We start from the raw sequence: 25,107 nt of genomic DNA, 5'->3' as shown, positions 1-25,107 counted from the left end.
AGCAGCCGCTGGAATGACACGGCCCGCCTCTCTTGGCCCAATGCAGGTGTCCACTCATTTCACGCAAATACACGCAATGCTGCGGGACTAAACCTACGGAATGGCTATTGTCCGGCCGCGTTCTCTCCTGCGAAGAGTCCCATGCGTCGCGGCCGGAGCTTGATGCGTCATGCTGGATAGGATCCTACTGATGATGGGAATTGGAGTGAACCCCTCTTGCGGGTCGCGTTCTGGGGCGTGCACAATCGGATCGGACGGAACCAGGCGCGTCCGCGGTTCCGAGCGAAACTGGTAGCTCTGGTTCTGAAAAGAGCTGCGGTTCAAGCTTTTGCAGCGCTGCTGTTCCCACGCGCGCTGCGACAGGGGCCGTCGGCTTCCTTTCCAAGCCCTTCCCATCCTCAGTGCTGAGCGGGTGCCTTGAAGCTGCGTTACCAGTCCGCTCGCCAGCAAGCGGATGATGTTGCGCATGGAAGCGTTGTTGGTCTTTTCTGCAAGGGCCCAGCGTAAGGCGAACTAGTTGGTCTTGATCCTGAATACTTCAGCGACCATGCGACTAACGGTCCTTGTAAGCGATTTCATTCGCTTCTCCATGACGACGAAGAGAAGCATCAACCAAGTCGCGAGAGCTGAGCACCACAGCAGGGCTTCCAATTCTGGGCATAGCGCGACTCCCAAGATGCTTCTGAAATCACAAACAGTGCTGGCCGGACCGGTGGTCCTGGCAAATCCTCGTAAAAGCAGCGGCGCCTTGACCCGCTCGGCAAACGCCACAACGCGGCAACGGGGGAAACGAGAGCGCTCGAGAGCCGACAGTTGGCAAGACCGGCGCCTGCTGAGCCAACGGTTGCTGCGACAAAGCCATCCCAGATCCGCCGATGCCCTCGAACTCCAGATGTTCGAAGCAGTCCTTCGCAAGCTCTGTCCTGATCGACTGTGTCGGCGCAAAGGACCTTGAGACAGAAATAATCCTCACCGAACCGATTGTGCTCAGCCGCGCTCAATCGCGCCGATAGCCGCTCCCGCACCGAAGCACCGAGCGGCAAGGAAACGGCCCGGCACCCTTGGGGGCGTAAGCAGGGGGGCAGGAGGATGCCGGGGCCGTTTCTCGCAGGTCCTTGGCGCGTCCATCCGGCGCCAGCGACCACCAATCCTACCTCAAATTAAAATCATGTCCACAATTAATGCCGGTTTAAACTTGATTATAAAACGACCGCATGAGTAAATAGCGCAACAGTCGAAATGATGCAGTTATCGAAGTCCTTTAGAGGTTCTGGCATGACCCGCTCCCCATCCATAGTGCCTCTCGTGGCGGCAGATCAGGACGTCTATCTTGTGCTTGAGGATTTCGGGAGCCGACTTGGGAGAGCTTGGTGCGAGACGGCCGAAGAGGACACCTCCCGCGCGACACTGGTGCGGCGTTTGATCGATGGTCAGTACGAGCATCCCAGCCGCATCGTGGCGTTCAACACGGCGGAAGGATGGTCCCGTGATGTCACCACGGACATCGCAGATGAGCTGCGTCGCCGCTTTGTCGAGATCGACGAAGTGACTCCGGCGCTGCTGGAATTCTTGGAGAGAGCGGCGAGACATTGAGGCGGAATCGCTTTCGTAAACACTCTCTGTGTGGGGTGATGCGCCATCATATGCGAGTCGAACTCGCCTCCTTGCGCCGAAGGTGGCCCGCCGCCAACAGCGGCCCGGGACCGACTGATCGCAGGCCTCGGCCTCGCCGCATCGATGATCCGCAAGGCCGACTGTCGCGTCAATGCAGAGTTTCTTCTACGCCCCGAGCCGAACCACCCCGCAATCTCTGCTCAGGAAAGCTAGCGAGGGTGTTGGCCCGCTACCCCGATCAGACCCAACCAGCGAGACGCCAAAATATGCCAGGTCCTGAATGCCCGCCGGGTCACTCTCTCCGGTGGGCGGACCATCCCGAGGGAAGATTTGCTTTGAGCGGTCGCGTTGGCGACCCTTAAAGCGCCGTTCTCCAGCCGACTGCTATGCTCGCTGAAAATCAGAATAAAGTACCCTTTGCCTATATAAAATAGTTATTAAATGTAATCATAATGGCTTGGACGTAAAAATGGAATTAGACTTCGAGAAAATAATACCAAGGGAGGAGTGGATGGACACCGTACGCCGCTTGCGCGCGATGGCACAGTTGTGCCGACAAACTGCGGCTCATCATCCCGATCGAAGTTGGAAGCTGCTCGCTGAGGCCGAGTATTGGGAGCATTTGGCCGATGGCGTACTTCTTGCGCGATCAGGGCAATGCGAAACGGCGTGCACCACCATCGGTTGAGTATTCGGAACGCAGCGCCGCGGCAGCTTCATGCTTCGGCGCTCGTCTGATCTGCTGATTTTGACGAAATGATTCGTTAGCTCCCTCTATTCGATATTCAAACCGAGTGGATTGTCGAATTTTAGGCTGGATGCATGACTTGTTCGACCCGCCTAACGAACAGCGCTCGGCAGTGCTCCTTGTCTCGCGCGCCTACACCTGGTCGCGGACAGTAGTCGCGCGATCCCCCCTTGGATCCCGATCGCGACGGCTGTCAGCCGCTCCGATGTAGTCGCGCGCGCATCTTCAAGCTCTGCGGGCGCATAATGCCATGCAGGCTCGTCGCGCGTGAGGGCGAGCGAAATCCGGGAGCGGCGTACGTCATGCTGCGTGCGGATTGACCACTGTGTAGCCTCGCAGCGAACGCGCGTGAATCCTCGTCGCGTGGCCTCCCGAGTTTGCATCATACGCCAGCCAAATATCGCCACCGATGTGCTGTTCCAAGACGAAAACGTGTCCGTGTCGCGCTGCCACCATACCGGGCGCTGGCGACGTCCGTGGGAAGCGCAGCCAATTGGCTGCGAGATTCAGTTCTGGCACGATGCGGCCAAAGACACGCATAGCCGCACCGCAGCCGCAGAAGGATTGAGGACAGCCCGCAGGGCGACCTCCAACGATTCGAGCGACTGGGACGTCTACTCTGCCCGCAGACATAGCCAATCTTGCAAACGGCCTTCGCTCAAGAACATGCAGTCCATAGTAAGATCGAGACAATCGCGCCGCACCTGGCAGTGAATAGGAGAAATCGCACGGCATTGTCACATTACATTCCGCGGCCGGCTCGTGCGGAACGGGCGAGCTTGCGAGGAGATGGACTCAATTGAAACAAGCAGGGACGCAACAACTATTTGCTTAAACATGCAAGACTCCGGGGTTAATGGGTCCTGCCCCGGAGATAAAGACCAGTGCCAATTTGACCAAATTTAGTCACGCAGTGCGAACCGGAAGGTGGAATTCGTCAGGATTGGACTGCGAATTGGCCGAAATAAATGCGGATCTTGTTGTCGGCGACGAATGCTGCGGCAACAAGGGTGCGCCGCGGTCGGCCGCCTCAATCGGCGGCGTGCCAGCCGCGTTGTTGCAGGGAGTCTTTCTCGTCGTGACTCTGATCAGCCGCGCCATGACCTTCTTTTGAAGGCTTGGCGCTTTCGCCGGCCAACAAAAGCAGTTTTTGCATTTCAGCAAGGCGCGCGCGGCAATATTCGCGATAGAGCAGGTCAAATACGACGAGCATGGTCGCCTCCATCGTTGGAGCGCGCACCTACAGGATATTCGCGCAAGTGCGACGACGCACCTTAGCGCTCTCGTTTCAATTCCGTTGTGACGCCGTTCACAGCGGCGGCTGCTTTCCCGCAGGCCAACCGATCGTCCTTACTGTTCGTGAAAAAGAGCAGGGCCGGTGACCAAAGTTCGTTGCACGAGGCAATCGGCGAGAGGCCCGCTCGACCCCGCGGAACCATCTAAGCAATTGATCGCTTTTCGCAGCACGAGAGCCTGCAACGGTCAGAGGATACACTAGGAGATCACTACATTGAATTCAGGTAATGGGTCCGATGATAGACATGGACCTCCCATTTAAATGTGCTGCATGGCCACCCAAGAATTGTCCGCAGCCCAGGAGCTTAATGATGGCCGAGATACGCAATTTCAGGTCGGGAGAGCGGGAGGGAGGTGGGACAGTAGCGCGCCGCGCCGCCTCGCAGCGATCATCGTCGGTGATATCGCCTTCTATAGCCATCTCATGCAGTTGGACGAGGAGGGGACCCACAAGCGTGTCAAACGCATTCAGCGCGATTTGGTTGAGCCGAGCATAAGCGAACACGAGGGGAGGCTCGTTAAGACGACCGGAGACGGCTTTATCGCGATTTTTGACAGTCCGGTTGAAGCGGTGCGTTGCGCAATCGTGATTCAGCAGAACCTGCTTGGCCGCAACGTCCCTTTGCCGAAGCATTCAAGAATCGAGTATCGGATTGGCGTCAACCTGGGTGACGTCATCGTCGAGCCGGACGACATTTACGGCGACGGCGTCAACATCGCCACGCGCATCGAAGGTCTTGCTGAACCAGGGCAGGTATTCATCTCCGGCGCAATCTACGAGCAGATCAAACACAAGCTGGTCTGCGGCTATGAAGCGTTGGGAGACCGGCGCGTCAAGAACATCACCGATCCTGTGACGATCTATCGGGTGCTCCCCGATGCACAGGCGGTTGCAGGTCGGCGGAATCGTCGCGAGACGATCCTGATCTTGCTGCTGGGCGTCACAAGTCTGGTCTTGGCGAGCAGTGTGCTGTGGTACCTGGTCCAGCAGCCGAAGGGTGGAGCGGGGCGGCAAGTTTCGGTGCCGTCTTCGACCCCCGTCGCTCCACTCACGCCGACAACTCCCAGTCTGACTCAGTCTCAGCAGAGCCCTGAGGCGCCGGCATCGTCAGGCGTCAACGCGCCAACCATCGTGGCGAAGTCGAGCACACCCGTTCCGCAGGCGTCTCATGAGCCTACTCCGCGCGAGCCCGAGATGGTCCCGATTCCCGGTGGAGCGTTTGCAATGGGCAGCAATGATGATCCGACGGAACGGCCGATCCATCAGGTGACGGTGCGACCCTTCTCAATTGGCAAATACCCGGTGACCGTTCGAGAATGGAATGAATGCGCCGCCGCCAAGGCGTGCACCGTTGCCGCAGCCGGAGACGACGAGGCGCCAGCGGGCAACCTGAGTTGGACGGATGCACGACAATATGTGACGTGGCTGGCTAAGGTGACCGGCAAGCCATATCGGCTGCCGAGTGAAGCGGAGTGGGAATATGCGGCGCGCGCAGCACTCAGTCCAAGTATTGGTGGGGCGATCGGATGATGCCAGGGATGGCGGGGTGCAAGGACTGCGAACCGTCCTCGTCCGCGGCTCCGGTCAAGGTGGGAAACTATCCGCAAAATCGGTTCGGTCTGTACGATATGGGAGGGACGGTCGATCAATGGACCGATGACTGCTGGCATAAAAACTATCAGGGCGCGCCGACAGATGGCTCACCCTGGATTACAGGGGACTGCGCTTCGCGCGTCATTCGGTCCGGCTCTTGGAAAAACGATGCCAGACACGTGCGTCCCTCGAACCGAGACAGCTATGACGCTGGTGTCAGATATCCTACGCACGGCCTGCGCGTGGCCCTAGGTTCCTGAGAACTGGCAAGGAGGTACCGGATGAGGATTGTGGGTATGGTTGTCCTTGTAGCGCCCCTCTTGCTGACAGAAATGGCGCATGGGCAAGGTAAATCGCCTCCGAATGACGCGAAGCTGTACTTTATCTCACCCGTGGATGGCCAGAAAATCAAAAGCGGCTTTTGGGCCCGGTCGGGCTGCGAAACATGGGCGTGACACACGCGGGCGACGACTACGCGAACAGCGGTCATCACCATCTCTTGGTGGACGTTGACGAGCCGGTCGATCCCAAGGAGCCAATCCCGCAAGACAAATCTCACTTGCACTTCGGCGCCGGACAGACCGAAACGTATCTCGAACTTCCGCCTGGAAGGCACACTCTCCAGCTCGTTCTGGGCGACGCCAAGCACTACCCATTCGATCCTCCGGTCGTATCGGACAAAATCACCGTCCGGGTCGGAGAGGAGGCTATCAAGCGGCGTCGCTGGCGTCGTCTGCACTAGGCGGCTCCTGGCTCGTGGCCCAAAATCTCGCGATACAGGCTCGCAAATTGTCCACGAACGACCAAAGAAAGCGTGCAGCCCCGCGAGCCAAACTCCGATCGTGAGCCTTGCCGTTGCATGCGGCCAGGTTTATTAATTAAAACCGAACGCGCTCAGTTCGTAATAATTCCAGAAGCCTGTCAGCTCCGGGCGGTTCGCCTGTTTCGACATCGCCTAAACCGCGCTATTTTCATTGTATCCGGTACTCGAACGAATTTTTGCCGGTAGATTTTTTTATTAACCGAGTTGGAGACAGCGATGCGACGACACGTCGTGAGACCGTGGAGCTATCAAGATCTGGCCTTATTGAGGACGCTAGCGCGAGAATTGCCCACCCGAGAACTTGCGTTGAGGCTTGAACGCAGTCCAGCTGCCGTCATCTCGAAGGCGCGAGAACTTAAGCTTTCCCTAAAAATCCCGAGGATGAAAAAGGGCAGTCTAGTCTAGCTACTTTAAAAAAATACACAAAATTCCCTGGCTTGAAATATATCCGATTGAACCCTTGGATTGTTTTGCTAAACTGACGAATAATTTCTTTGAATACGTCTCTCGATCCGATCCTTGTATCTTTCATTCTCCGGGGGGCACAATGTTTGATGCCGCTACCACGGCCCTGCTACGTGCAGTTCTGAACGAAATCTGTGATGGCGTTTCGCCTCACGAAACCGGTGCCCGTGCGCATGTGGCATCCAAAATTCTTGAGGCCGCGACGAAAGGCGAAACGTCGGCCGATGGCCTGATGCAGGTCGGCCGGAAAGCGCTGAGTGACGCTCCCACTATGTGGCGGTAGCCCCGCCCGCGGTGCAACGTTGGCGCAGCCCGGAGAATGATGCCAAGGGCTTTGGGCCAATCATCAGTTGGTGTGGTCTCCCCGGCTCGAGAATCCTTCGGTGCGAACTTGCCGGAGTTCGCCCGCATCTGTCACCGCTTCGTAGAAGCGGAGTAGCAGCATCAACCGCGCAGGCCCGGGAATTTCCGCTGGAGATGCTCCGGCGCGGGGAGGGGGACCCTAAACTAGCGGGGTGCCCGTGCCAGGTCCCGCTCAAGTCCGGTTGTGAGCGCCGCCAAAGCAGTCCGGCCAGTCGAGGCTTGACGGCTATCGCGAACCTGAGAGGTTGGAGATCATAGGTGCTGCCATCGAGTTCTGCTCATCTCGTTCTATACGTCTGAGCAGACCAAGGCCTTCTCGGCCTCCGCAAACGCCGTGAATGGCGATGCATCGAGCTCGATGGCGCCGGTGCTTTCGTAAAGCGGCCTCCAACGCGCCATATAGCCAGGGCGATCATAAAAACTGGGACCATCGATGCTCTCGACGCTGACTACAAAAGAAAGGCCGTGAGTGCTTGCACTCCATATGTCCATGTGCGTGACAGAGCCACGGAAATGCAGTGGCATCGCAGAAGCTCCGCAGCAATATGGTGGTTGTATTCAAAACGAGAGTGCTGGCAAGATCATATTTAAAACGAAGACCTGCATCCATTTGAATTGCGCTGCTCGATGATCTGTTCAAGGACGCTCGGGCTGACCATTGCTGACGATTGAACCACGCGGCAGATGGACCAGCCTGTATTCGGCGGCGAAAACCCAGGTCCGATAATGATAATAATGTGGATTATATCGCCCAACTCTTGCCGGTCACCCGCAGTAGATTAGATTGCCGCTTGCGGCGCAAACACGGTGTCTTGCTTTGGGGGTGTCATGACAAGTGACGACTTTGGATCCATGTGCACAGATGATCTGTGGATTTTGTATCAAGAAATCACGGATATGCTGGCTGAAAAGATAGTCACCAAGAAAGCCGCATTAGAATTGCGCCTTTGTAAACTCGACACTGCCGAGAGGATGAGGGGTGTGCGAAAACGCCGCTCGTACCCGCCAGTTTTCGCCAAGTATCACAATCCAGATAATCTGGTGCAAAGTTGGTCAGGCCGTGGCAAGACACCTCTGTGGCTCAAAGCACAGCTTACGGCTGGAAATAGGCTGGAGGACTTCCTGATCGACCGTCCAGGCGAAGGCCGACGCAGGAGCGGATAAGGCATCGTGCCTTCGCTCGTCATCCTCGCGCTTCGCGCCAAGCGGGGCCACGAGGGGCTGCTTGCTCGCGTATCAGCACTATCAACGGAGTCCCTCATTACTGCCGATGGTGCGCCCATCACTGTCCGTTAGGACAGTAACGCCGGCATCAACATTCTCCGCTCAAGCAGCATGACCACGCACATCAACAAGGTCCATCACGTCACCACCCTCGCCAAGGTCGCCAAAGACCTCGGCGAAGATGAAGATTGGCTGTGGGACATGGCCAACGAGGTGGAGATCGAGGATGGCGTCATCTGGGTCTATGGCGTCGGAGAAGACGCTGCGGCCTACGCCAAACGGATACTCGAAGCGCGGCGCCGGCGAGAGTCAAATTGTCGATTAGTGGTGGCTTGGATCTCGCTCGAGCTACTGCGCGCCGTGGGTTCGATTGCAGAGGCATTTCAGATTAGTAGACAGCGGCCCGACTGCACGCTCACGTCCGGCATGCCAGCAGCGGACGAGAAGATGGAAGGCGCGAGCGGGCTCAGACCATCTCGAGCGAGTGCTTGAAATAGGCGATGGTCTCCTTCAGGCCGTCCTCGAGCGCCACCTTCGGCTCCCAGTTCAGGGCGACCTTGGCCTTGGTGAGGTCGGGCTGGCGCTGGCGCGGATCGTCCTGAGGCAATGGGTTGAACTCCAGCCTTGAGCGCGATCCCGTGAGCTCGATGACCTTCTCGGCGAGCTCGCGGATGGTGAACTCGGAATTGTTGCCGAGGTTGATCGGGCCGGTGACGTCTTCGCCCGTCACCATTAGCCGCATGATCGCCTCGACGAGATCGTCGACATAGCAGAACGAGCGGGTCTGTCCGCCGTCGCCGAACACGCTGATCGGCTCGCCCTTCAGCGCCTGAACGATGAAGGACGATACCACGCGACCGTCATTGGGCTGCATACGCGGACCATAGGTGTTGAAGATGCGCGCGACCTTGATCGGCAGGCCGTGCTGGCGCCAATAGTCAAAGAACAACGTCTCCGCACAGCGCTTGCCCTCGTCGTAGCAGGAACGGATGCCGATCGGATTGACGTTGCCCCAGTAATCTTCCGCCTGGGGATGGATCAGCGGATCGCCGTAGACCTCGCTGGTCGAGGCTTGGAAGATACGCGCCTTCAGCCGCTTGGCGAGGCCGAGCATGTTGATGGCGCCGTGCACCGAGGTCTTGGTAGTCTGCACGGGGTCGCGCTGGTAGTGGATCGGCGAGGCCGGGCAGGCTAGGTTGAAGATCGCGTCGACCTCGATGTAGAGCGGGAAGGTGACGTCGTGCCTGACCGCCTCGAATAGGGGATTTGCGATCAAATGGGCAATGTTGCGCCGGCTGCCGGTGAAATAATTGTCCGCAGAAACTACCTCGGCGCCGGCATCGAGCAGTCGCTCGCAGATGTGCGATCCGATGAAGCCGGCGCCTCCGGTTACGAGGATGCGGCTGTTCTTGTAGCTTTCAAACGGCATGATCGGTTCCAGATTGTCCGCGCGGCGGGGCGGGCTGAGTGGTATCGGCAACAGCCGGACTCGCCAACAGCCAAGTGGCTTGGGTCGAGCTAATTAATTACTCTACTATGCATGCGGTTGTTTTCGTATTTTTACCAGCCGAGGCGCGCGGCGATGCGCGTCTAGTCTAGCCGGGGCCTTCCCCGCATGCGTACGCATAGCCCAACTTACGCAGTTGAAAAGCGCTCCGCGGCAGTCCCATCAGCGAAAAAGCTCGAGCTTGCAACGCAAACCGCCGCTGCTCGGTTGCCCCGATGTAGCGGCGGTCGTTGTTCGAGCGTGACTTGGCTTAGCTAATCACTCCGGTGCTTACCGAAACCAAAATGGCCACCAACCACGACGAGGGATCGGCTGGGCCTGTGCCTTCATGGCCTGGACCTCTTCGACGGGACGAAGCTGCGGGCCATAGACCGCGGGGGGATAGACGTCGTCCCAAAACACATAGCCGGTCTGGACGTAGGCCGCGCGATGGTGCGATGGGGCAAGCGCCAGTTCTGCGGCCGGAGCCATGGTTGTTGTCATGGCGATGCCCAGTACGGAAAGGGCAATCGACGGAACAAGGGCACGGAGGCTCATTGCATGGAATCCCTATTAAAATGAGACGGGCAATAATGCTACGGGTTCCGAAAGGTTGCAAGGGCGTCCGGTCGCACCAAATGCCGCGGACAATCGTTTTCGGGGCATGGAGTCCGTGCGCAGTCGTGATCGGCCGGACAGGTGTGCGGTGAAGATCGAGTCCGACGCTGCACACCAAAGATCTCACGTGATCAATCTTTCGGCGCCAGGAATCATGATGTCGACACACTACTCACTCTTGATGACTGTCAGATTCCTCAGGACGCGTTCAATGGTTTCTGCCTCTGTCTCCGCATCGTTCTTCTGCTCCGGGCTCGCCTTGGGATACGCATTGCGCGCCTGGCGTGTCCGACGGAAGGTGGCAAACTTGTTCCTCTCCGCCTCGCGTCCTTCAGCAAGACCTGCCCGGACATCGACTTTCGGACATACGCGACGGGCTTTCTAGCCTTCGTCCGGTCATGCTGTAGATGGGCATCGTATCACTTTAGAGGGGACGACGACATGAGCGAGCCAAAGAAGGATGCTCCGCGGCGCTACATCAAGGACGGTGCCGGCCAACGTGTTCTGGTCGGCCTGACGATTTCCGAGACAATCGAATTCGAGACTCTCGAGAGTGGGCAAGCCCGCCCGGGCGCTGACTTGCTCGCCGGTGAGCCTGGGATCCGTCAGCACAAGCATAACGAGCGTTGGCTCGAACTCTACGTCAAACACGAGCAGGCCTGGAGCAATTGGATGGCCGAGACCCGCACTCGGCTGACGCCTCACATGCTCAACTAGTCCATCGACTCGTTCGCATTCGATCTCACACCGCCAGCATTCTGCTTCCCTGGATGCTCATCAGAGTGAGATTGCCGGTAGCATAGGCGCCGGTGTCGATGTTGGCGCGGTTATATCGTACGTCGGCGCTGCGCACCGGCGTGTGACCGTGCACGACATATTTTCCAAAATGCTTTTTGCTCTCCAAGAACTCCTTACGAATCCACAAAAGATCGTTCTCTTGCTGTTCGGATAGCGCCACGCCGGGTCGAACGCCCGCATGCACAAAGAAGAAATCCCCGCACGTAAAGCTAAGCCGCAGATTGTCGAGGAATTCCAGATGCTCAGTCGGCATTGCGCGAATCAAATCGCGCAGGATCGAAGTCGGCTCCTCGCGCTTCAAATCCGGCGGGGCGAGCCCGTAAGACATCAATGTCTGGGCCCCCCCGACCGCAATCCAGTCCGCGAACAGTGAAGGGTCTTCGAACACGCTCACCAGAAATGCCTCGTGATTACCCTTGAGGAAGACCGCATTGCCCCGGCGACTACGCTCGACCAGGATGTCGAGGGTGGCGCGCGTGTCCGGGCCGCGATCGATGTAATCGCCCATGAAAACCTCGATCGCATAGTGCGGGCGGCTGCGAGCCACGTCGGCGTCGATCACCCGCAACATCGGCTGCAGCAGATGCGCACAGCCGTGAATATCCGAGATCGCATAGATGCGAAGCCCGTCGGGCAAGCGCGGCTTGTGGATTGGCCGACGTGGTCGGGCGAAAGATATCATGGGGCAAAATCGATCAGGTGGTCGAGAAATTTCCCCAAGTCGCCGGCACCTGAGAACTCCCCATCTGATACGAACAATGCGCGGATGATGGAGTAGGTCCTCGTTCTCCGGCTTGATCACGCCAAAAGAAGGGCGGAACTTCTTGCCTACCCTTGCGACGGGTTCCACCAGTCCGTGGAAATTGCAGCGCTGAACTGCATAGCGCGGCAAAGATGCATGCCTCATTTCATGATGCATCTGCAGATTGAAATTCATCTGTATTCCCGCAAGTGACTCCTCGCGGCCTCGCGACAGATGAGCGCCTCAAAGATGAGCGAAGACGCGCTCGCGTGACCGTTAAAGCACGCGGAGGATATGGAACTTGATTCAAAATGCGGCAGCGCGTCGCCGATATGTCAGCACCGTGACGAGATCTTCAGTGCGCGTCGAATTGTCGATGCGCATTTCGACGCGACACATCATTCGTGCATCGCAAAAGTTTTGCATGCAGCGCCACAATGTCGCTGCGATCACTTAACACCCTTCGTTTGGAAGCGGTAAATCTTCAGCATCACAATGACCGCCAGGCACTCTCCACACGTAGAGGATCGAATGGTTGTTGCCACTTATGGTTCTGACAGCACCTATGCCACGTCCTCCGCACGGGGCACGGCTCTTCAGAAGCCTTTTCAGCTCCTCGTCATCGCGGCCGACCTTTTGCTGATCTTGCTCTGCTACGCGCTGGCGTCGGAACTCTATAGCGTCGCCGCGCCGTCATCTGGAGACGGAGCGCCCATCGGCGCCGGACTGATCGTCAGCGCAGTGTTCGTTGCAATCGCCTATTTTCAGGGTGTGTATGCAACGCACCGTTTGCTTAGTCTGGTCTGGCAATTGCGCAAAGCGGTGATCATCTGGCTGGTGTCACTGACGATCCTTGCGGTCGCGGCGTTTCTATTGAAATCGTCGGACAATCTCTCCCGCGGCACGTTCCTCGTCTTCACCGGAATTGGCGGCCTTGGGTTGCTCAGCCTGCGCTTTGCGTGGCAGTGGGTGCTCGGCACGAACTTTGCCAAGGGCCGATTGGTCGATCGCAAGGTTGCCTTGCTCAGCCTGAAGCCGCTTGATTTCACCTCGAGCCGTTTCAAGGACCTGCGCAAGAACGGATTCGACGTGGTTCGCCATTTCGTGCTTCCCGCTAACAACCATGGCGGCAGCTGGGAGAGGCAAATTCGCGATGTCATTCTCCAATCCCGTGCAGCGGATGTCGAGGAGTACCTGTTGGCGGTTGATTGGAATGAGCTGCCGTTGTTGCAGCAACTCGAACTGCACTTGCGCGCTGTACCACAGCCGATCCGTCTCTTGCCGGATAATTCGATCGCTGATTTGGTATCGCGCCCGTTTTTGCCGGTCAGCGGCACGGTGGCAATCGAGATTCAGCGACCACCGCTCAGCGTGTTTGAACGTCTCCAAAAGCGCTGCCTCGACATCGGTCTGGCGTTGTTTTCGCTAGTGGCCCTGGCGCCGGTGCTGATCACCGTCTCCATTCTGATCAAGCTGGAGTCGCCTGGGAGCGTGATCTTTCGACAGTCGCGCCGCGGCTTCAACGGCAAGCCGTTTGACATCTGGAAATTTCGCAGCATGTACGTGTGCGAGAATGGTAACTCGATTACTCAGGCAACCAAGAGGGACGCGCGCGTCACGAGGATTGGGCGCTTCCTGCGCATGACCAGCATTGACGAGTTGCCCCAGCTCTGGAACGTGCTGCGCGGCGACATGTCGTTGGTCGGACCACGCCCACATGCGCTTGCCCACGACAATTATTATGACGAGCTCATCAGCAATTACGTATACCGCCACCACATGAAGCCGGGCCTCACGGGCTGGGCTCAGGTTAACGGCTTCCGGGGCGAAACGCCGACCATCGATCTGATGGAAAAGCGGGTAGAATATGACGTTTGGTACGTAAGGAATTGGAGCATTTGGCTCGATCTGAAAATCATGGCGCGCACGGCGGCTACCGTCATTTCCCAGGAGGCGTACTAGGTCAGCGCGGGCGCCTTGGCGGGGCGCGGCGCGGACTCATTCATATGCGCCGAGCTAGATGTGGATTGACGCGAGAGCTCCTTTTGGAGCCTTTGAAGCAGGTCGTCGCGCTCATCACCAAGTTTTAGGCCTTATACCTACGCGTCCTGTTCCATAGCCGCACGATGACCTCCCGTATTGCGATCAGCCGGGGCATCAGGACGAAAAAGACTCCCATCGCGAGTGATCCGAGAGCATGGCGAACGGAGAATGTTTCGTTGCTATTTAGCTGGTCTTGATTCTTTTCGATCGGGACCGGCGCAAGGATTGTTCCCGACCTGTTGAGCCGCGATCGCGACCCGCGGGGAGGAACCACGATGAGCACGAATAAAACGTTGAGCAGCAGCCAGATGCTTAATATGGCAAGTATCGTCATCCAGTCCACCGAAATGCAGCAGTATGGGATCAAGTTAACCGTCGGAACCGCGGAAGGAAAGGGTGTGCAGCGCTGTTGCAGCGTCAGCTGGCTCCTTTCAGCCGACGAGTTCCCGAGATTGTCTCGATCACCCCACGACCGCCTTCGTCAATCCCCGCAAACATCGGCTACGACAATGACCGTCGTTTGTGGACTCCGCACTACTACGGTTGGCGCTGGACTTATGGATCGCGCGAGCGCTAGGTGAGTTCGCCGGCGGCGGGAACCGCCCCGTATAGCGCAAGAGAATTGATCGTGAAAAGAAAAGCGCGCGGCAGCGCGCGCTTTTCCTGAACGATCGAAGATCTGTAACCTATGAACGAAGCGGTCAGCTCCGGCATCACCCGGTGCCGATGGCTCCCCGCACTTCATCAGGAGTGTCCTGTCCGAATTCAACCGCGCAGTGTCGCCAGGAAGGACGGGTCGATCGATTCAACGGCATCCTCCAGGAAAGCTTTGCCCAGTTTTGATGCCCTCCGATAAGCGGACACGAGTGCCGATCTCGACCCAGATCGGCGTATCAGGATGAGCCGAATGTCATTGCGTACGAGGTCCTTGACATCGGGAAGGGCGAGTGCGTCGAAGTGGGCCACCATGTCGATCCGCACCGGCATCAATCGCGCGTCGTTTGGTGCGACGAAATATGCCATCTTCAGGGCCTCGACCACGACCGGATCGTGCGGGTCGCGCTGGACCTGAAGCAGCGCCAGCGCCATCCATAGTTCAGGATTGTAAGGAGAAGTCGACAGCGTCCGCCGGACCCGGCTGAGAGCGTCGGTATGCGCTATTGAGCGTAGGATCGTGGGCCCTAGCTGACCGGACTCAATTGTCTGCAGCGCGCCGATCAAGGAATGATTGCTCTCCAGCTCCGATACAAACGGCGAACGCGTTCCCAACACTGAGGTCGCATCTCCAGTCCACCGCGCCCCAATCTCGGCCGCATCTGCGGGAAATGTTGTCCGCCTTAGCGCCGTCACGGCCGACGCAATGGTATAGCATCCGACCGTCACGGCCAAGGCCATCAAAAGAATGCGAAAGGAGCCCGATGAACTCATTGTCCATGCATTAGTTCAATATAAAGCTAGTATTACGGTGCGCGGATGCCGCCGAGTGGTTGGCGCCACTGGTCCGTCCCACTGATTGTGCAAGTCCAACTCCAACCATCATCGCCACAATCGCTTGAATCGTGGGGTTTGAGAGGCTTGAGTCAAGAAAGCTCTCGCAGAGTACAACGACGACGCCGGCGGCCGCGGTGGCCGCGAAAAAGGAATCACGTCCTCGCCGGACGGCGCCGCGAAAGCTAACGAGGAAGAACTGGGCGGCGAACGCTGCCAGGAGGGCGCTCGGCAATCTTCCCGCCTCGACAGCCATCAAGACTGCGGTAGAGGGAGGGTCTGCCAGCGCAGCTCCGAACTCCTGATAGGCTCTCGAAGTCAACCTAAAGGTTCCGAGACCATTCCCCCACGTCGGTGCATCAGAGAGCAGGTGCCTTGCCGGCGCAACTGCTTCCGGGGGGAGGCTGACGAATCCAACGAGACCAAAGCCTCCGGATAGTGAGTGCGGCACAACCATCGCACTGGCGATCGCTGCAAGGACCAAGAACAACAGAGCCGAGGGCCAAAAGCGAAATCCCAAGCGCCGGACAGCGGCTATGAACACGAGGACCATCAATCCGCAGCCAGTAACCGCCACCAATGTGTGTTGTTCGAGGGCCGCAAGTGCGGCAAAGGCTACGGCAATTCCTAACAGGCCGCAGAAAACGCCGACCCACAGTTGGGGGGAGGCCAGATTGTGGATGTTCTGCTGGTGCAGGTGGCGTTCGAGTGCCCGAGCGACCAGCGCGCCATTTGTCAATATCGCAAGAGCCGCAGCTGCCGGAAACAGATTCTTGGCTGCGCCGGACTGGGGAATGATTCCGGCGAATAAATCGAGCCGGCCGAGTAGGAACTCGACTGACATGAGAGTCGTCACTGCGCTCAATACGAACAGGATCATTTCGGCCATACGGCGATCCCTTGTGATGATGACGGTCGACACCAGCAGCGACACATTGACCAGATAGAGGAACAGGCTTTGCAGCGTTGCGCCCGTATCAACGCTAATGCTGCCCTGCAGCGATGGCTGATTCAATGCGATCGAAGTCGCCGACCAGATCGGGTTCGCAAGCGAAGACATCGGAAAGATTTGCAACGTCATCCAGACGACCGGAAGCAAGAATATAATGAGAAACTGCTTCAGCAACTGCGCCGCAGACGCGATTTGCGCCTCCGGACCTCTTGTTGCCATTGCCATCATCAAGGCAGTAGCAAGTGAAATCACATGCTGTGCGAAGGAGCCACTTGTGATGGCCAAGATCGGAGTCGCGGCCAGCAATGTGATCAAAAGCCAGGAAGCGATAAGCAATCGGAGAACCGTGAGACGTGGAAGCGGGAATGGAGCGCAGCATTGCGCGAGTGAGACATTGATACGCGTCGCATAGCCGAGCACGCGACGCCACCGTCGTCTCGGTGATGGATGGCCGGATAGTTGCCACTATGACGCATCATCACAACGCGGCCTGTCAACTCGTCACATGCAGTCGATTTACGGGATTCGGCCGGCATGACAGTTTCCGTGACCAGCTAAACTATCGAGCATAGCAGTACTGCGACAAGTAACGGAGAGCCGTCGCCAGTCCAGCCATCGGCACCGCGCCGCGGATCGCGCTCGGTGTAGTCCCGATTTCGACCGCAAGCTCGTTTGCGGTTTGCCAGTCGCTGGCAGCAAGCTTCGAGGCGTCGGCGGGTAGTAGGAGCGCCACGCCGCCCTGGATTACAGATGCCTGGAACTCTGCGCGCTTCTCTCCTGCCATGAGGGCTACGTTCGGTCGCGCCGAGCGGGACAGTGGCTCGAGTACAATGAGTACAATTTCGATGCCGCCCTTCCCGCATTGCAGGCTCAGACCAGCAAGGCGTGTATCCGACTTGGCACTATCGACGACATGCATCACTGAAATGGCATCGTCGCCGCCGTCTGGATTCTTGCTCTTCACTAGGCGCCATCCGCCCTCAAGCTGTGTCGATTGGCTGCCGGACTCGATCTGCTTGAATGCCTCTTCGTCGCAACGTCGACGCTGCTCGGCGCTGATGCCAGACCCGCAGTTCAGAATGCCCGGACGCACCGGCTCGGCTCGACCGGGAGTCGTCGTCATCAACAGACCGGTACCGAGCAGAACTGAGAGCGCCATGAGAAGCGCCGACCTGACATGCGCTAGCGCCAAATCATTCATGTTGTATCCAAGGGCCCTGTCAAAAATCGGGCAAGCGCTGCCCACCGGTCCGGATCAGGCATCTGACGTCAATCGACGTAACCATACCTCTTGTAGTATCGATTGCGATAGTAGGCTGCGCCGTACGTATCGTAGCGGCTCATCACCGACACGTTCACCTTGTTAAGAACCGCACCGAGCATCCGCTCGCGCACAACCGGCGTTTCGTCTAGCACGCGCTCGACGATATCGATTTTCGACTTCGCCCATTCGATGACAAGGATATAGGAATCGGCCAACCCCCTGGTCGCCCGAACGTCGACGACCGGCGCCAGCGGGCTAAGATCGAGAACGATGCGATCAAAGTGCTGCCGTAGTTGCTGGAACAGGTCTTCCATCTGTTGCGAGGCCAGAACGTCGCTCGAATTCGAGAAGCGGGATGTGATGGCACAAGGAAGAAAATGTAGATTCGTCTGCGGGTCTATCCAGACCACGTTCCTCCAGTCGGCTTGGCCGATGACGACATGGATCAAGCCATCCTGAGCAGCCGGTGTAAGCCTTGCGGTGAGGCTTGGGTTGCGGATATCGCCATCGATCAGCAGCGTACGGCACCCGCTTTGCGCCAGGGTCTGCGCCAGCGCTTCGCTGACGGTTGACTTTCCCTCGTTCGGAAGTGCGGAGGTAATCCCCAGGACCTTGTTGGACCCTGCACCGAAATTTGCAAAATCGCTGGCTAGCTTGATTGACCGAAATCCCTCTGCGAAGCGTGAAAACGGGGCATTGATCACGTGCCGCCCGACGCTCTCCTTGGTTGAAAGCAGACGGTCGCGATGCGACTGCTGGTGGCTGAACCCGGGCGCGGACCCATGTAGTGGCAACGTCGTGCCAGATGCTCCGTATCTCGGCGGTGCCTGCTGCGGTTTGGGCTTGTCTCGTTTACCGAATCTCCAGGCGGCCTTGCCGGATTCAGCGGAAATCGCTTTGACGGCACCCTGTTCGATGACCGGAATCGAAGCGAGACAGCGGGTATCCACGAACTGCTCGACCTGCGAAACGGTGCGGAAGACGCGATCCATCAAATCAAGTAGAATTGCGACGAGAGCCGCGAGAATCGACCCACCCACGATCGCCGCAAGCAGAATGAGTGTCGTTCTTGGCGACGTCTTGTTGGGAAGAGTCGACGCGGCCTGACTGATCACCCTCGCTTCAGTAACGGGAAACGATTGCTGCTGAACCGAGACCATGTACAGTTGCAGAAAGTTGTCCGACAATGCGCGAGCGCTCTGAGCGTTGCTTTCCAGATCTCTCAGGACGATCTGGGCCTGGCTGGTATTATTCGAGACCGCGATCGTATCGTTCAAGCTCTTCTGGCTGGACTCCTCGCGCGCCTTAGCAATTTCAAGGTCACTCTTGTAGACCTCGGCCGTGCGTCGCAGTTCGTCAATGATCGAGCGTCGAATTTCTCGCATCTGGTTGCGTAAATTGACAACCGCCAGATGTGTCGAGCCATACCGGTTCGACCAATCGGCCTGCTTGGCCGCGTACTCGAGATAGGTCTGGCGCAACTTGGTGATGACCGGGTTGGCCATCGTCTCGCTCACAGTTGCCAGTTCATTCAGAATGACCTTGGAATCTTCGCTGTCCGCATTCAATATCGTGGTGATGCGTTCGAGCTTAGCTTGTGCCTCCGCACGTTGGCTACGCGCAGTCGTCAACGAAGTATTGATTTCAGCGAGTTGCTGCTCGGTGAGCAGTCGCCCGCCGGCGTCGACGATGTTGTTCTTGGCCTTGAAATCCGCAACGGTGCGTTCGGCGGAGGACGCCTGCGACCGCAATTCCTTCAATCGGTCCTGCAGCCAGACCGCCGCCCGTCTCGAGGCCTGATATTTCGATTCCAACGAGTCCACGATATAGCCTTCGGCGACCGCGTTGGCGATCCGCGCTGCCAGGTCCTGCGATAATGCCTGAAAGGAGATCTCGATAACATAGCTCACGCCGACGCGCTTGATGCTGAGGCCGCTCGCAAAGCGAGCGAGTGCTGCGCGCAGTATTTGCTCTTCCGTGGGCGGGGTCGACTCGGAGAATATTCTGGTAATCGCGTTACTGATGCTGCTGAGCAATCCGCCACCGTCGCTCATGAAGTCTGCCGACTCCGCAAGTTTCAGGTCCTTGATGACTTTGGAGGCGATCGCTTCGGACTTGAGAAGTTCGACCTGACTGTCGACCATCGCCGAGTCGATCGGGTTGTCTGCGCCGCTCGCGGGCGCTTGCGTCTGCAGGCCCTGCATCTTGCGGCTGTCGATCATCAGGATGGCCGTTCCGGTATATCGCTTCGGTGCCGTGAACACGTAAAAGCCGGCAAGGCAGATGCACAGGAGCAGCGTGAAAATCATTACTGGATACTGGCGGCTCACCAGCGCAAGCGCAGAGGAGATGGTCTGCTCCAGCGATGGAGCCTCCGGCGCGGTGGTTTCAATCTCGCGAGATGTGATCTTTTGAAGCATCCGGCCCGCCTACCTAAATCTCTGTGAATGCGGCATCAGGCTGGCCTTGCCGCCGCGCTGAATTCGTGAATTGCAAAGTACCACGTAGAAGTTGCACGTTGGTAGAATTCGACACGCCGGGTGATCGAGATCGCGGCGCTCGAGAGTTGAGCACTGGCATCGAGGCCTCGGCGAGAACACCTAGCCGGATAGTTCGGCACGTTGTTGGTCAGACACGTTGTTGGTCAGAGAAGTGTCGGCAACGCTGCCGGGCCATCGTCGGTGCCGCTCGCCGCAAAATCGTCATAATGCCATCTCCGTCAACTCCGCCAAAAAGCGACTTTCAAGATCGAGGCAATTTACGCCGCCTGAGAAGATCATTGCTCGCCCATGAATTGGGCAGGTTGCCCGAATCCCGCGTGCCGACCCGGTGGAACAGCGCCCGACCGGCCACGAATTCTGCGATGCAATATCGGCCTGAGTGTGACGGACAAGGATGGGGATCCAGCAGCTGCGGCAGGCGAGGCGAACCCGGTCTCAGGGTTACGACCGAATGAGCGCCGGAATGCAACGAGTCTGGTTTCGTCCGCTATGGTGGCGAGGGTCGGCTTTGAAGTTCCACCGGTGAATCTCCGATCTCCGGGCACTTGAATGATCAAGCCAACGAGACCTCAATCAAAATCTTTGATGGAGGATTCCCGATTCCAATCCACGAGCGAGCTTGCCAGATCGTAGTCGAACTTGAACCCGCTTGCGATCAGGTGCTTCGGCAGAATGTTCGTAGAAAACCACAACTTCTTGATCCGGTCACGATTGATGCCGGTCTTGATGCCGACAGCTTGCAGCACTTCGAATGGAAGCACGGCGAGATTCATGAGCCATACCGGAATCGTTATCGTCGGCTTTGGGTATTCGGCAGCTTCAGAGAAGGCGGAGCAAATCTCGCTGATGGTGTAACGGTGCTCATAGCAGAAATTGTAGATCGACAAACTGTCGTTGCGAGACGCCATGAAGAGCATCGACGAGACCAGGTCCTTCACGTAGCCGCACGACTTGATGGTGTCGGTTCGGCCGGGATAGATGAAGGCCCGCCTTTCGAGAAGCCTCGACAATCGCGTGAAATTGCCTCGCTCGTAGCGCCCATAGATAACTGCGGGGCGCACGATGGTCAGCCGCCTGTCCGGGTCCTCCGACTGCCATAGGCGATGGATTGCTTCGGCCGAGAGTTTGGAACGCCCATAAGCACTGACGGGGACTGGCGTCGCATCTTCGGTAAGTGGGGTTTCCGTCGGACCGTAGACCGATATCGAGCTGGTAAAGATGACATTCCGGCTGCCAGTGTCTCTCGCAAATCGGCAGACGTGCACCGCACCCAGCACGTTTGTATAATAATAGTCGCCGTCCGGATGACCCGGGGTGACATGGATCGCGGCGAGGTTGAAGATATCGGCAGGCACCCCGCCACCGAGTTTCGGTTCGATTGGCTCACGGACATCATGATGGACATATTCGACGCCTTCGACGTGCGCCCTGGGCTTCGCGATATCTACTGAGACGATTCGGTCGTAGCGGCCGGAAGCGAGCATTCGCGTCATCAGATGTGTACCGATGAAGCCTGCGCCTCCAAATACAATAGCCTGGGTGGGATGGGACATGTGCGCGAGGTCAACGTGAGTGAATGTGCTGAATCAACTGCGACGAACTTTGGTTCAAGGCTTGCTGAGGATGGAGCGCGCGCATCGGAAAACTGCACGACCGCCGTTGCAAGAGTTGTGCCTGCACAGTCCAGGATCGCTTGACACGCAGCACGCCCGCTCGCGACCGCGAGCGCTTTCGCTGCTGGATATCAATGAAGCGAGCAAATCGGGGCAGCAATTGGTTAGTCGTGCGCTTTTGATGCGGCGATAACAAGATCGTTACAGGCAGCGCGTGTGAACGCGGAAACTTCAGTTCCATTTGGCGATCCCGAATGCGGTGGCGTTGGTTCAAGCGGCGAGGCGCACATTTCTTGGGCGTGCAACCAGGGGTTATGTCTGAATCGACGACTCAATAGAGCTCGCGATACTCAAATTGAAAGTTCGTCGATCCGGCCGCAATCCCCAATAGTCTCTGCAGTTTCTGGTAGCCTTCGAGCGGAACGACAATGCAGTCGGAACTTCCCGCGTAGCAAACCCGAACCCTGATCGACTGACCGCAAATGTTTTGAACCAGCACGATCTGCTCGATGATCTTGGGATTGTTGGCTTGGGGGTGCGTCAACGGATTGACCGATATGCAAAGCTTTCCGTCCGCTGTCGTGTGATTTGGAGCGAAAGTACCTTCCATAGGTCGAATCGAACTCGAAGGCCGAGTGGAAATGCCGGAGCCGCCATACATCGGAGGAGATGTGCGACCGAAGCCGGAAATTTGAGCATTTGCCATCGTTGCGAGAAGCGATGAAGCGATAGCTACACATATCGCCGCATAACCGTCTGAGCGCCTAGATCGGTTATCATGTATCTTCACTGCTCTGCACATCCATGAGTTGGGACCAGCTTCCCGAAAGAAGCCGCGATTGTCGGCGGCAGGATAGATTTGCAGTTGCGGCAACAGAATGACAGGCAAAATGGTTCCCGGATTGCAGGAGCAATCGTGCCTCTTCCTTGCGCTTGAAAACACGTGCTAGAGGCTGCACCTTCCTGGATTGGGTGTCTGACCTCCGTCGACGGTGATGTTCTGTCGGCGGTCATGCGACGTACTTACAACGCGAGTATTCTGAGCGGCGAATGTTGAAGAAGATACCAGGACATGCTGAGTTGCCGGAAGTCGAACTGGCGACCCTGCCGCGCCTCTCGGTCATCATTCCGAACCACAATTACGCAGCTTACGTGGGATCCACGATCCGCAGCGCGCTGGACATACGATGGCCAAACATCGAAGTGATCGTCGTCGATGACGGGTCGACGGACCATTCACTCGACGTCATCAACGAGTTTGCAGACGAAGTCACAATCATCAGCCAGGCGAACGCCGGGCAGATGATGTCCTGTGTGAACGGCTTTCGCAGGTCGTCCGGCGATATCATCATATTTCTCGACTCGGACGATGCCCTGCATCCTGATGTGATGACGGAGATCGTATCCGTCTGGTCCAAAGCCGCGAGCAAATATCAGTTTCAGATGCGCGTGATCGATGCCGAGGGGAAGCCGACCGGAAATGTCCTGCCGCAGTACTTCTCCTGTCCGTCCTCGGAGGACGTCCGCAAATGGATGGCAACAACCGGCGCTTATCCGACGCCGCCCGGGTCAGGAAATGCCTACCCGAAATGGTTTGTCGAGCGTGTCTTCGGCTTTGAGTCCGACTTCATTGATCGAGCTCCGGACAGTTATCTTTTGGCGGCCGCTCCTGCGTGTGGCGAGATCGTGACGATCACCAAACCGTTGGCGGACTATCGCGTGCACGGCCTCAATCACGGGGCTTTCCTTCAACTCGACGATACCCGCTTTGCGAGAGAGATCGACCTCACGCGGAGGCGGTACAAGTTCTTTTCCGAGATCGCGCGCACGGAGAAGCTGCCGGTTGCGCCCGATGCGCTCAAGAGCAATTTGATATTTCTTTGTTTGCGGATAGCGTCGTACAAGCTGCGGCCGGACCTTCATCCAATCGCGGCGGATAGTTCATTGAGCATCGCTGTCGATGCGCTTGGAGCGGCTGCGTCGCCGCAAGGTTTCTCAAGATCGCAGCGCCTATCGCTGCTGGCTTGGATCTTCTGCATCCTGATCAGTCCGCAGTACTTCCGTCGTGCCCTGGTGAGTTTGCGCTACGTGCCCGCCCAGCGGCCGAAATGGTTGCGCGCGTTGCTCGGCCGACTCCGGATCATTCGATGATCAGGGCAGGGCTGGGACACTTCGGTCAGACGCAGCTTTGGGACGGATCGACCTCAGGCCGGCGCCGCCTGGCGGCTGCGACCATACGCACAGCATTGCCATCATGATCAGGAATGGAGCCATCGCGAGGTTGCCGCCGCCGAGCTGATAGCAGGCCAGCATTGTCAATGCGAGCATCGAGTTGTCTTTCCTGAATATCGAGAGGACGAGATAGAACAGGAAAATCAGTAGCCCGATAATTCCGTAATCCGCGACGAGCTTGAGAACGGGATTTCCGCTGCCGCCAAAGTAGGCGGGCGACCGTTCCAACCCGCCGGGCCCGGAGCCGATAAGCACTCTGTCGGTCTGAAAGAGATAGTCCCAGGTCTGTAGTTGTGCGACGTAGCGGGCATAGCCGCTCGACTTGGTTGAACTGAATTCATCAAGCCTACTAACGATGGGATCAAAAGGTTCCGGTGCAACGAGATACGTTGTGCCGATGAGCACGGCAACGGCCGCCCCGATGGCGATAACCCGCAGTGATTTGAGCGGAGCAATCAGGGGATAGGCACCGAGGGACACGACGAGTACCAGGAGGCCCGATCCCGACCGAGTGAGCACGTATGAGATGGCGTACAACGGAAGATAGGCAAGTCGCCGCAAAATGAACACATCGACGACCACACCTATAGCGAGCAACTGAGACAGCGCTCCCGGCTCCATCGGGAAAAACCCGTTCGCGCGCCGATTCAAAGACCCATAAAATTCCACCGCATTTTGGTTGTAGGCCGATTCGACGAGGACCGGATCGAGCGACGGGATTGCATCCTTGAACGAGAAGAGGCGTATTCCGCCGAATTGAAGAGCAATCTGGACGATTGCCAGAACGGCACACAGGCGAACATAGAACAGGAAGACGGGAAGGACCGCCTCGTTCGAGAATCTCGTCGAAGGTCCGAACAGGAAGATCGAATTCGTGACAAGAACCATCGCAAGTGATGCCGGGCTCATCTCGACACCGCGATCGGGAGATTCGGCTGCGGCGACCGCGCTGAAGAGAAACCAGACGACAACGAGCCCGAATGCGAGAGTCTGTGGCCCGCGAATGCTCACCAGACCAACCCGCCATCCCCATGCGACGAGCGCGAGGAATCCGAACAGCGAAAAGAAGATCTGTCCGGTTCCGATAAGCAGTCCGAAGCGCTGCATGCAAATGCACAGAATGAAGGCAATATGCGCGAAAATGACGCTGTTGGTCTCGTCGCTTGACGCTGCTGCAGCCCGCTTGTTAGACGAGGCTCTGGCTGGGAATGTGTCGAGGCTCACCATCTTGGGACTCGTCGAT

At 57.7% G+C, this 25,107-nt stretch carries 20 protein-coding genes and 3 pseudogenes; 9 read left to right on the top strand and 14 right to left on the bottom strand.

All coding sequences use genetic code 11. The annotated features are described in order from the left end of the window. Nucleotides 1–1,275: 1,275 nt before the first annotated feature. Nucleotides 1,276–1,593, top strand: a complete 318-nt coding sequence (locus ACNJX9_RS31000; protein ID WP_057747554.1) for a hypothetical protein — start codon at nt 1,276–1,278, stop codon at nt 1,591–1,593. A 1,069-nt stretch (nt 1,594–2,662) separates the two neighbouring features. Here ACNJX9_RS31000 and ACNJX9_RS30995 read toward each other — a convergent pair. Together ACNJX9_RS30995 and ACNJX9_RS30990 are read right to left on the bottom strand one after the other, a co-directional pair. Beyond that, a pseudogene (locus tag ACNJX9_RS30995) lies at nt 2,663–2,962 on the bottom strand (hypothetical protein); the annotation flags it as partial. Between the two features lie 430 nt (nt 2,963–3,392). Next, the gene (locus ACNJX9_RS30990) at nt 3,393–3,575 is read right to left on the bottom strand and encodes a hypothetical protein (protein ID WP_439405749.1); all 183 of its coding nucleotides are present in this window, start codon (nt 3,573–3,575) and stop codon (nt 3,393–3,395) included. A gap of 394 nt (nt 3,576–3,969) precedes the next feature. Here ACNJX9_RS30990 and ACNJX9_RS30985 point away from each other — a divergent pair. The 5 genes and pseudogenes from ACNJX9_RS30985 (at nt 3,970) to ACNJX9_RS30965 (ending at nt 8,619) form a co-directional block, all read left to right on the top strand. Further along, a pseudogene (locus tag ACNJX9_RS30985) lies at nt 3,970–5,512 on the top strand (SUMF1/EgtB/PvdO family nonheme iron enzyme). A 21-nt stretch (nt 5,513–5,533) separates the two neighbouring features. Next, a pseudogene (locus ACNJX9_RS30980) lies at nt 5,534–5,994 on the top strand (DUF4399 domain-containing protein). Between the two features lie 628 nt (nt 5,995–6,622). Next, nucleotides 6,623–6,823, top strand: a complete 201-nt coding sequence (locus ACNJX9_RS30975; protein WP_220006295.1) for a hypothetical protein — start codon at nt 6,623–6,625, stop codon at nt 6,821–6,823. A 908-nt stretch (nt 6,824–7,731) separates the two neighbouring features. Next, on the top strand, nt 7,732–8,067 hold the full coding sequence (locus tag ACNJX9_RS30970; RefSeq protein WP_439405747.1) for an H-NS histone family protein: 336 nt from the start codon (nt 7,732–7,734) through the stop codon (nt 8,065–8,067). A gap of 171 nt (nt 8,068–8,238) precedes the next feature. Continuing rightward, nucleotides 8,239–8,619: a hypothetical protein gene (locus tag ACNJX9_RS30965; RefSeq protein WP_439405746.1), complete on the top strand. Its 381-nt coding sequence runs from the start codon at nt 8,239–8,241 to the stop codon at nt 8,617–8,619. On the opposite strand, the gene ACNJX9_RS30960 is transcribed toward ACNJX9_RS30965, so the two are convergent. Together ACNJX9_RS30960 and ACNJX9_RS30955 are read right to left on the bottom strand one after the other, a co-directional pair. After that, nucleotides 8,594–9,556 carry a UDP-glucuronic acid decarboxylase family protein gene (locus ACNJX9_RS30960; protein ID WP_439405745.1) on the bottom strand — a complete coding sequence of 321 codons (963 nt, stop codon included), beginning with the start codon at nt 9,554–9,556 and terminating at the stop codon, nt 8,594–8,596. The genes ACNJX9_RS30965 and ACNJX9_RS30960 overlap by 26 nt on opposite strands. Before the next feature lie 348 nt (nt 9,557–9,904). Then, nucleotides 9,905–10,171 carry a hypothetical protein gene (locus ACNJX9_RS30955; protein ID WP_057747528.1) on the bottom strand — a complete coding sequence of 89 codons (267 nt, stop codon included), beginning with the start codon at nt 10,169–10,171 and terminating at the stop codon, nt 9,905–9,907. 501 nt (nt 10,172–10,672) lie between these two features. Between ACNJX9_RS30955 and ACNJX9_RS30950 the strand changes: the two genes are divergently transcribed. Next, on the top strand, nt 10,673–10,948 hold the full coding sequence (locus ACNJX9_RS30950) for a hypothetical protein (protein ID WP_057747529.1): 276 nt from the start codon (nt 10,673–10,675) through the stop codon (nt 10,946–10,948). 25 nt (nt 10,949–10,973) lie between these two features. On the opposite strand, the gene ACNJX9_RS30945 is transcribed toward ACNJX9_RS30950, so the two are convergent. Further along, complete coding sequence (locus tag ACNJX9_RS30945) at nt 10,974–11,711, bottom strand: metallophosphoesterase (RefSeq protein ID WP_057747530.1); 738 nt, start codon at nt 11,709–11,711, stop codon at nt 10,974–10,976. 591 nt (nt 11,712–12,302) lie between these two features. Here ACNJX9_RS30945 and ACNJX9_RS30940 point away from each other — a divergent pair. Further along, nucleotides 12,303–13,733 (top strand): undecaprenyl-phosphate glucose phosphotransferase, encoded by a 1,431-nt coding sequence (locus ACNJX9_RS30940; protein ID WP_057747531.1) that lies wholly within the window; start codon nt 12,303–12,305, stop codon nt 13,731–13,733. 654 nt (nt 13,734–14,387) lie between these two features. Here ACNJX9_RS30940 and ACNJX9_RS30935 read toward each other — a convergent pair. The 8 genes from ACNJX9_RS30935 to ACNJX9_RS30900 all read right to left on the bottom strand — a co-directional run bounded on the left by ACNJX9_RS30935 (nt 14,388) and on the right by ACNJX9_RS30900 (nt 22,521). After that, nucleotides 14,388–14,528 carry a hypothetical protein gene (locus tag ACNJX9_RS30935; RefSeq protein WP_439405744.1) on the bottom strand — a complete coding sequence of 47 codons (141 nt, stop codon included), beginning with the start codon at nt 14,526–14,528 and terminating at the stop codon, nt 14,388–14,390. Nucleotides 14,529–14,579: 51 nt separating this feature from the next. After that, nucleotides 14,580–14,903 carry a hypothetical protein gene (locus tag ACNJX9_RS30930; RefSeq protein WP_439405743.1) on the bottom strand — a complete coding sequence of 108 codons (324 nt, stop codon included), beginning with the start codon at nt 14,901–14,903 and terminating at the stop codon, nt 14,580–14,582. Nucleotides 14,904–15,252: 349 nt separating this feature from the next. Next, nucleotides 15,253–16,590 (bottom strand): hypothetical protein, encoded by a 1,338-nt coding sequence (locus ACNJX9_RS30925; RefSeq protein ID WP_439405742.1) that lies wholly within the window; start codon nt 16,588–16,590, stop codon nt 15,253–15,255. A gap of 223 nt (nt 16,591–16,813) precedes the next feature. Beyond that, nucleotides 16,814–17,455, bottom strand: a complete 642-nt coding sequence (locus ACNJX9_RS30920) for a hypothetical protein (protein WP_439405741.1) — start codon at nt 17,453–17,455, stop codon at nt 16,814–16,816. A 68-nt stretch (nt 17,456–17,523) separates the two neighbouring features. Continuing rightward, entirely contained in the window at nt 17,524–19,938 is a 2,415-nt protein-coding gene (locus ACNJX9_RS30915; protein WP_057747536.1) for a polysaccharide biosynthesis tyrosine autokinase, read from the bottom strand. Nucleotides 19,939–20,588: 650 nt separating this feature from the next. Beyond that, entirely contained in the window at nt 20,589–21,572 is a 984-nt protein-coding gene (locus ACNJX9_RS30910) for an NAD-dependent epimerase/dehydratase family protein (RefSeq protein WP_439405740.1), read from the bottom strand. A 10-nt stretch (nt 21,573–21,582) separates the two neighbouring features. Next, nucleotides 21,583–21,873: a hypothetical protein gene (locus tag ACNJX9_RS30905; RefSeq protein WP_439405739.1), complete on the bottom strand. Its 291-nt coding sequence runs from the start codon at nt 21,871–21,873 to the stop codon at nt 21,583–21,585. Nucleotides 21,874–21,963: 90 nt separating this feature from the next. After that, on the bottom strand, nt 21,964–22,521 hold the full coding sequence (locus ACNJX9_RS30900) for a hypothetical protein (protein ID WP_439405738.1): 558 nt from the start codon (nt 22,519–22,521) through the stop codon (nt 21,964–21,966). A 161-nt stretch (nt 22,522–22,682) separates the two neighbouring features. Between ACNJX9_RS30900 and ACNJX9_RS30895 the strand changes: the two genes are divergently transcribed. Then, the gene (locus ACNJX9_RS30895) at nt 22,683–23,783 is read left to right on the top strand and encodes a glycosyltransferase family 2 protein (RefSeq protein WP_271597609.1); all 1,101 of its coding nucleotides are present in this window, start codon (nt 22,683–22,685) and stop codon (nt 23,781–23,783) included. On the opposite strand, the gene ACNJX9_RS30890 is transcribed toward ACNJX9_RS30895, so the two are convergent. Then, entirely contained in the window at nt 23,784–25,091 is a 1,308-nt protein-coding gene (locus tag ACNJX9_RS30890; protein ID WP_439405737.1) for a hypothetical protein, read from the bottom strand. It abuts the gene before it with no gap. Between the last annotated feature and the right edge of the window lie 16 nt (nt 25,092–25,107).

This window comes from Bradyrhizobium sp. BLXBL-03, from assembly GCF_051853015.1.
Taxonomy (GTDB): Bacteria; Pseudomonadota; Alphaproteobacteria; order Rhizobiales; family Xanthobacteraceae; genus Bradyrhizobium; species Bradyrhizobium manausense.
This window is presented reverse-complemented; position numbering and strand designations above follow the sequence as displayed.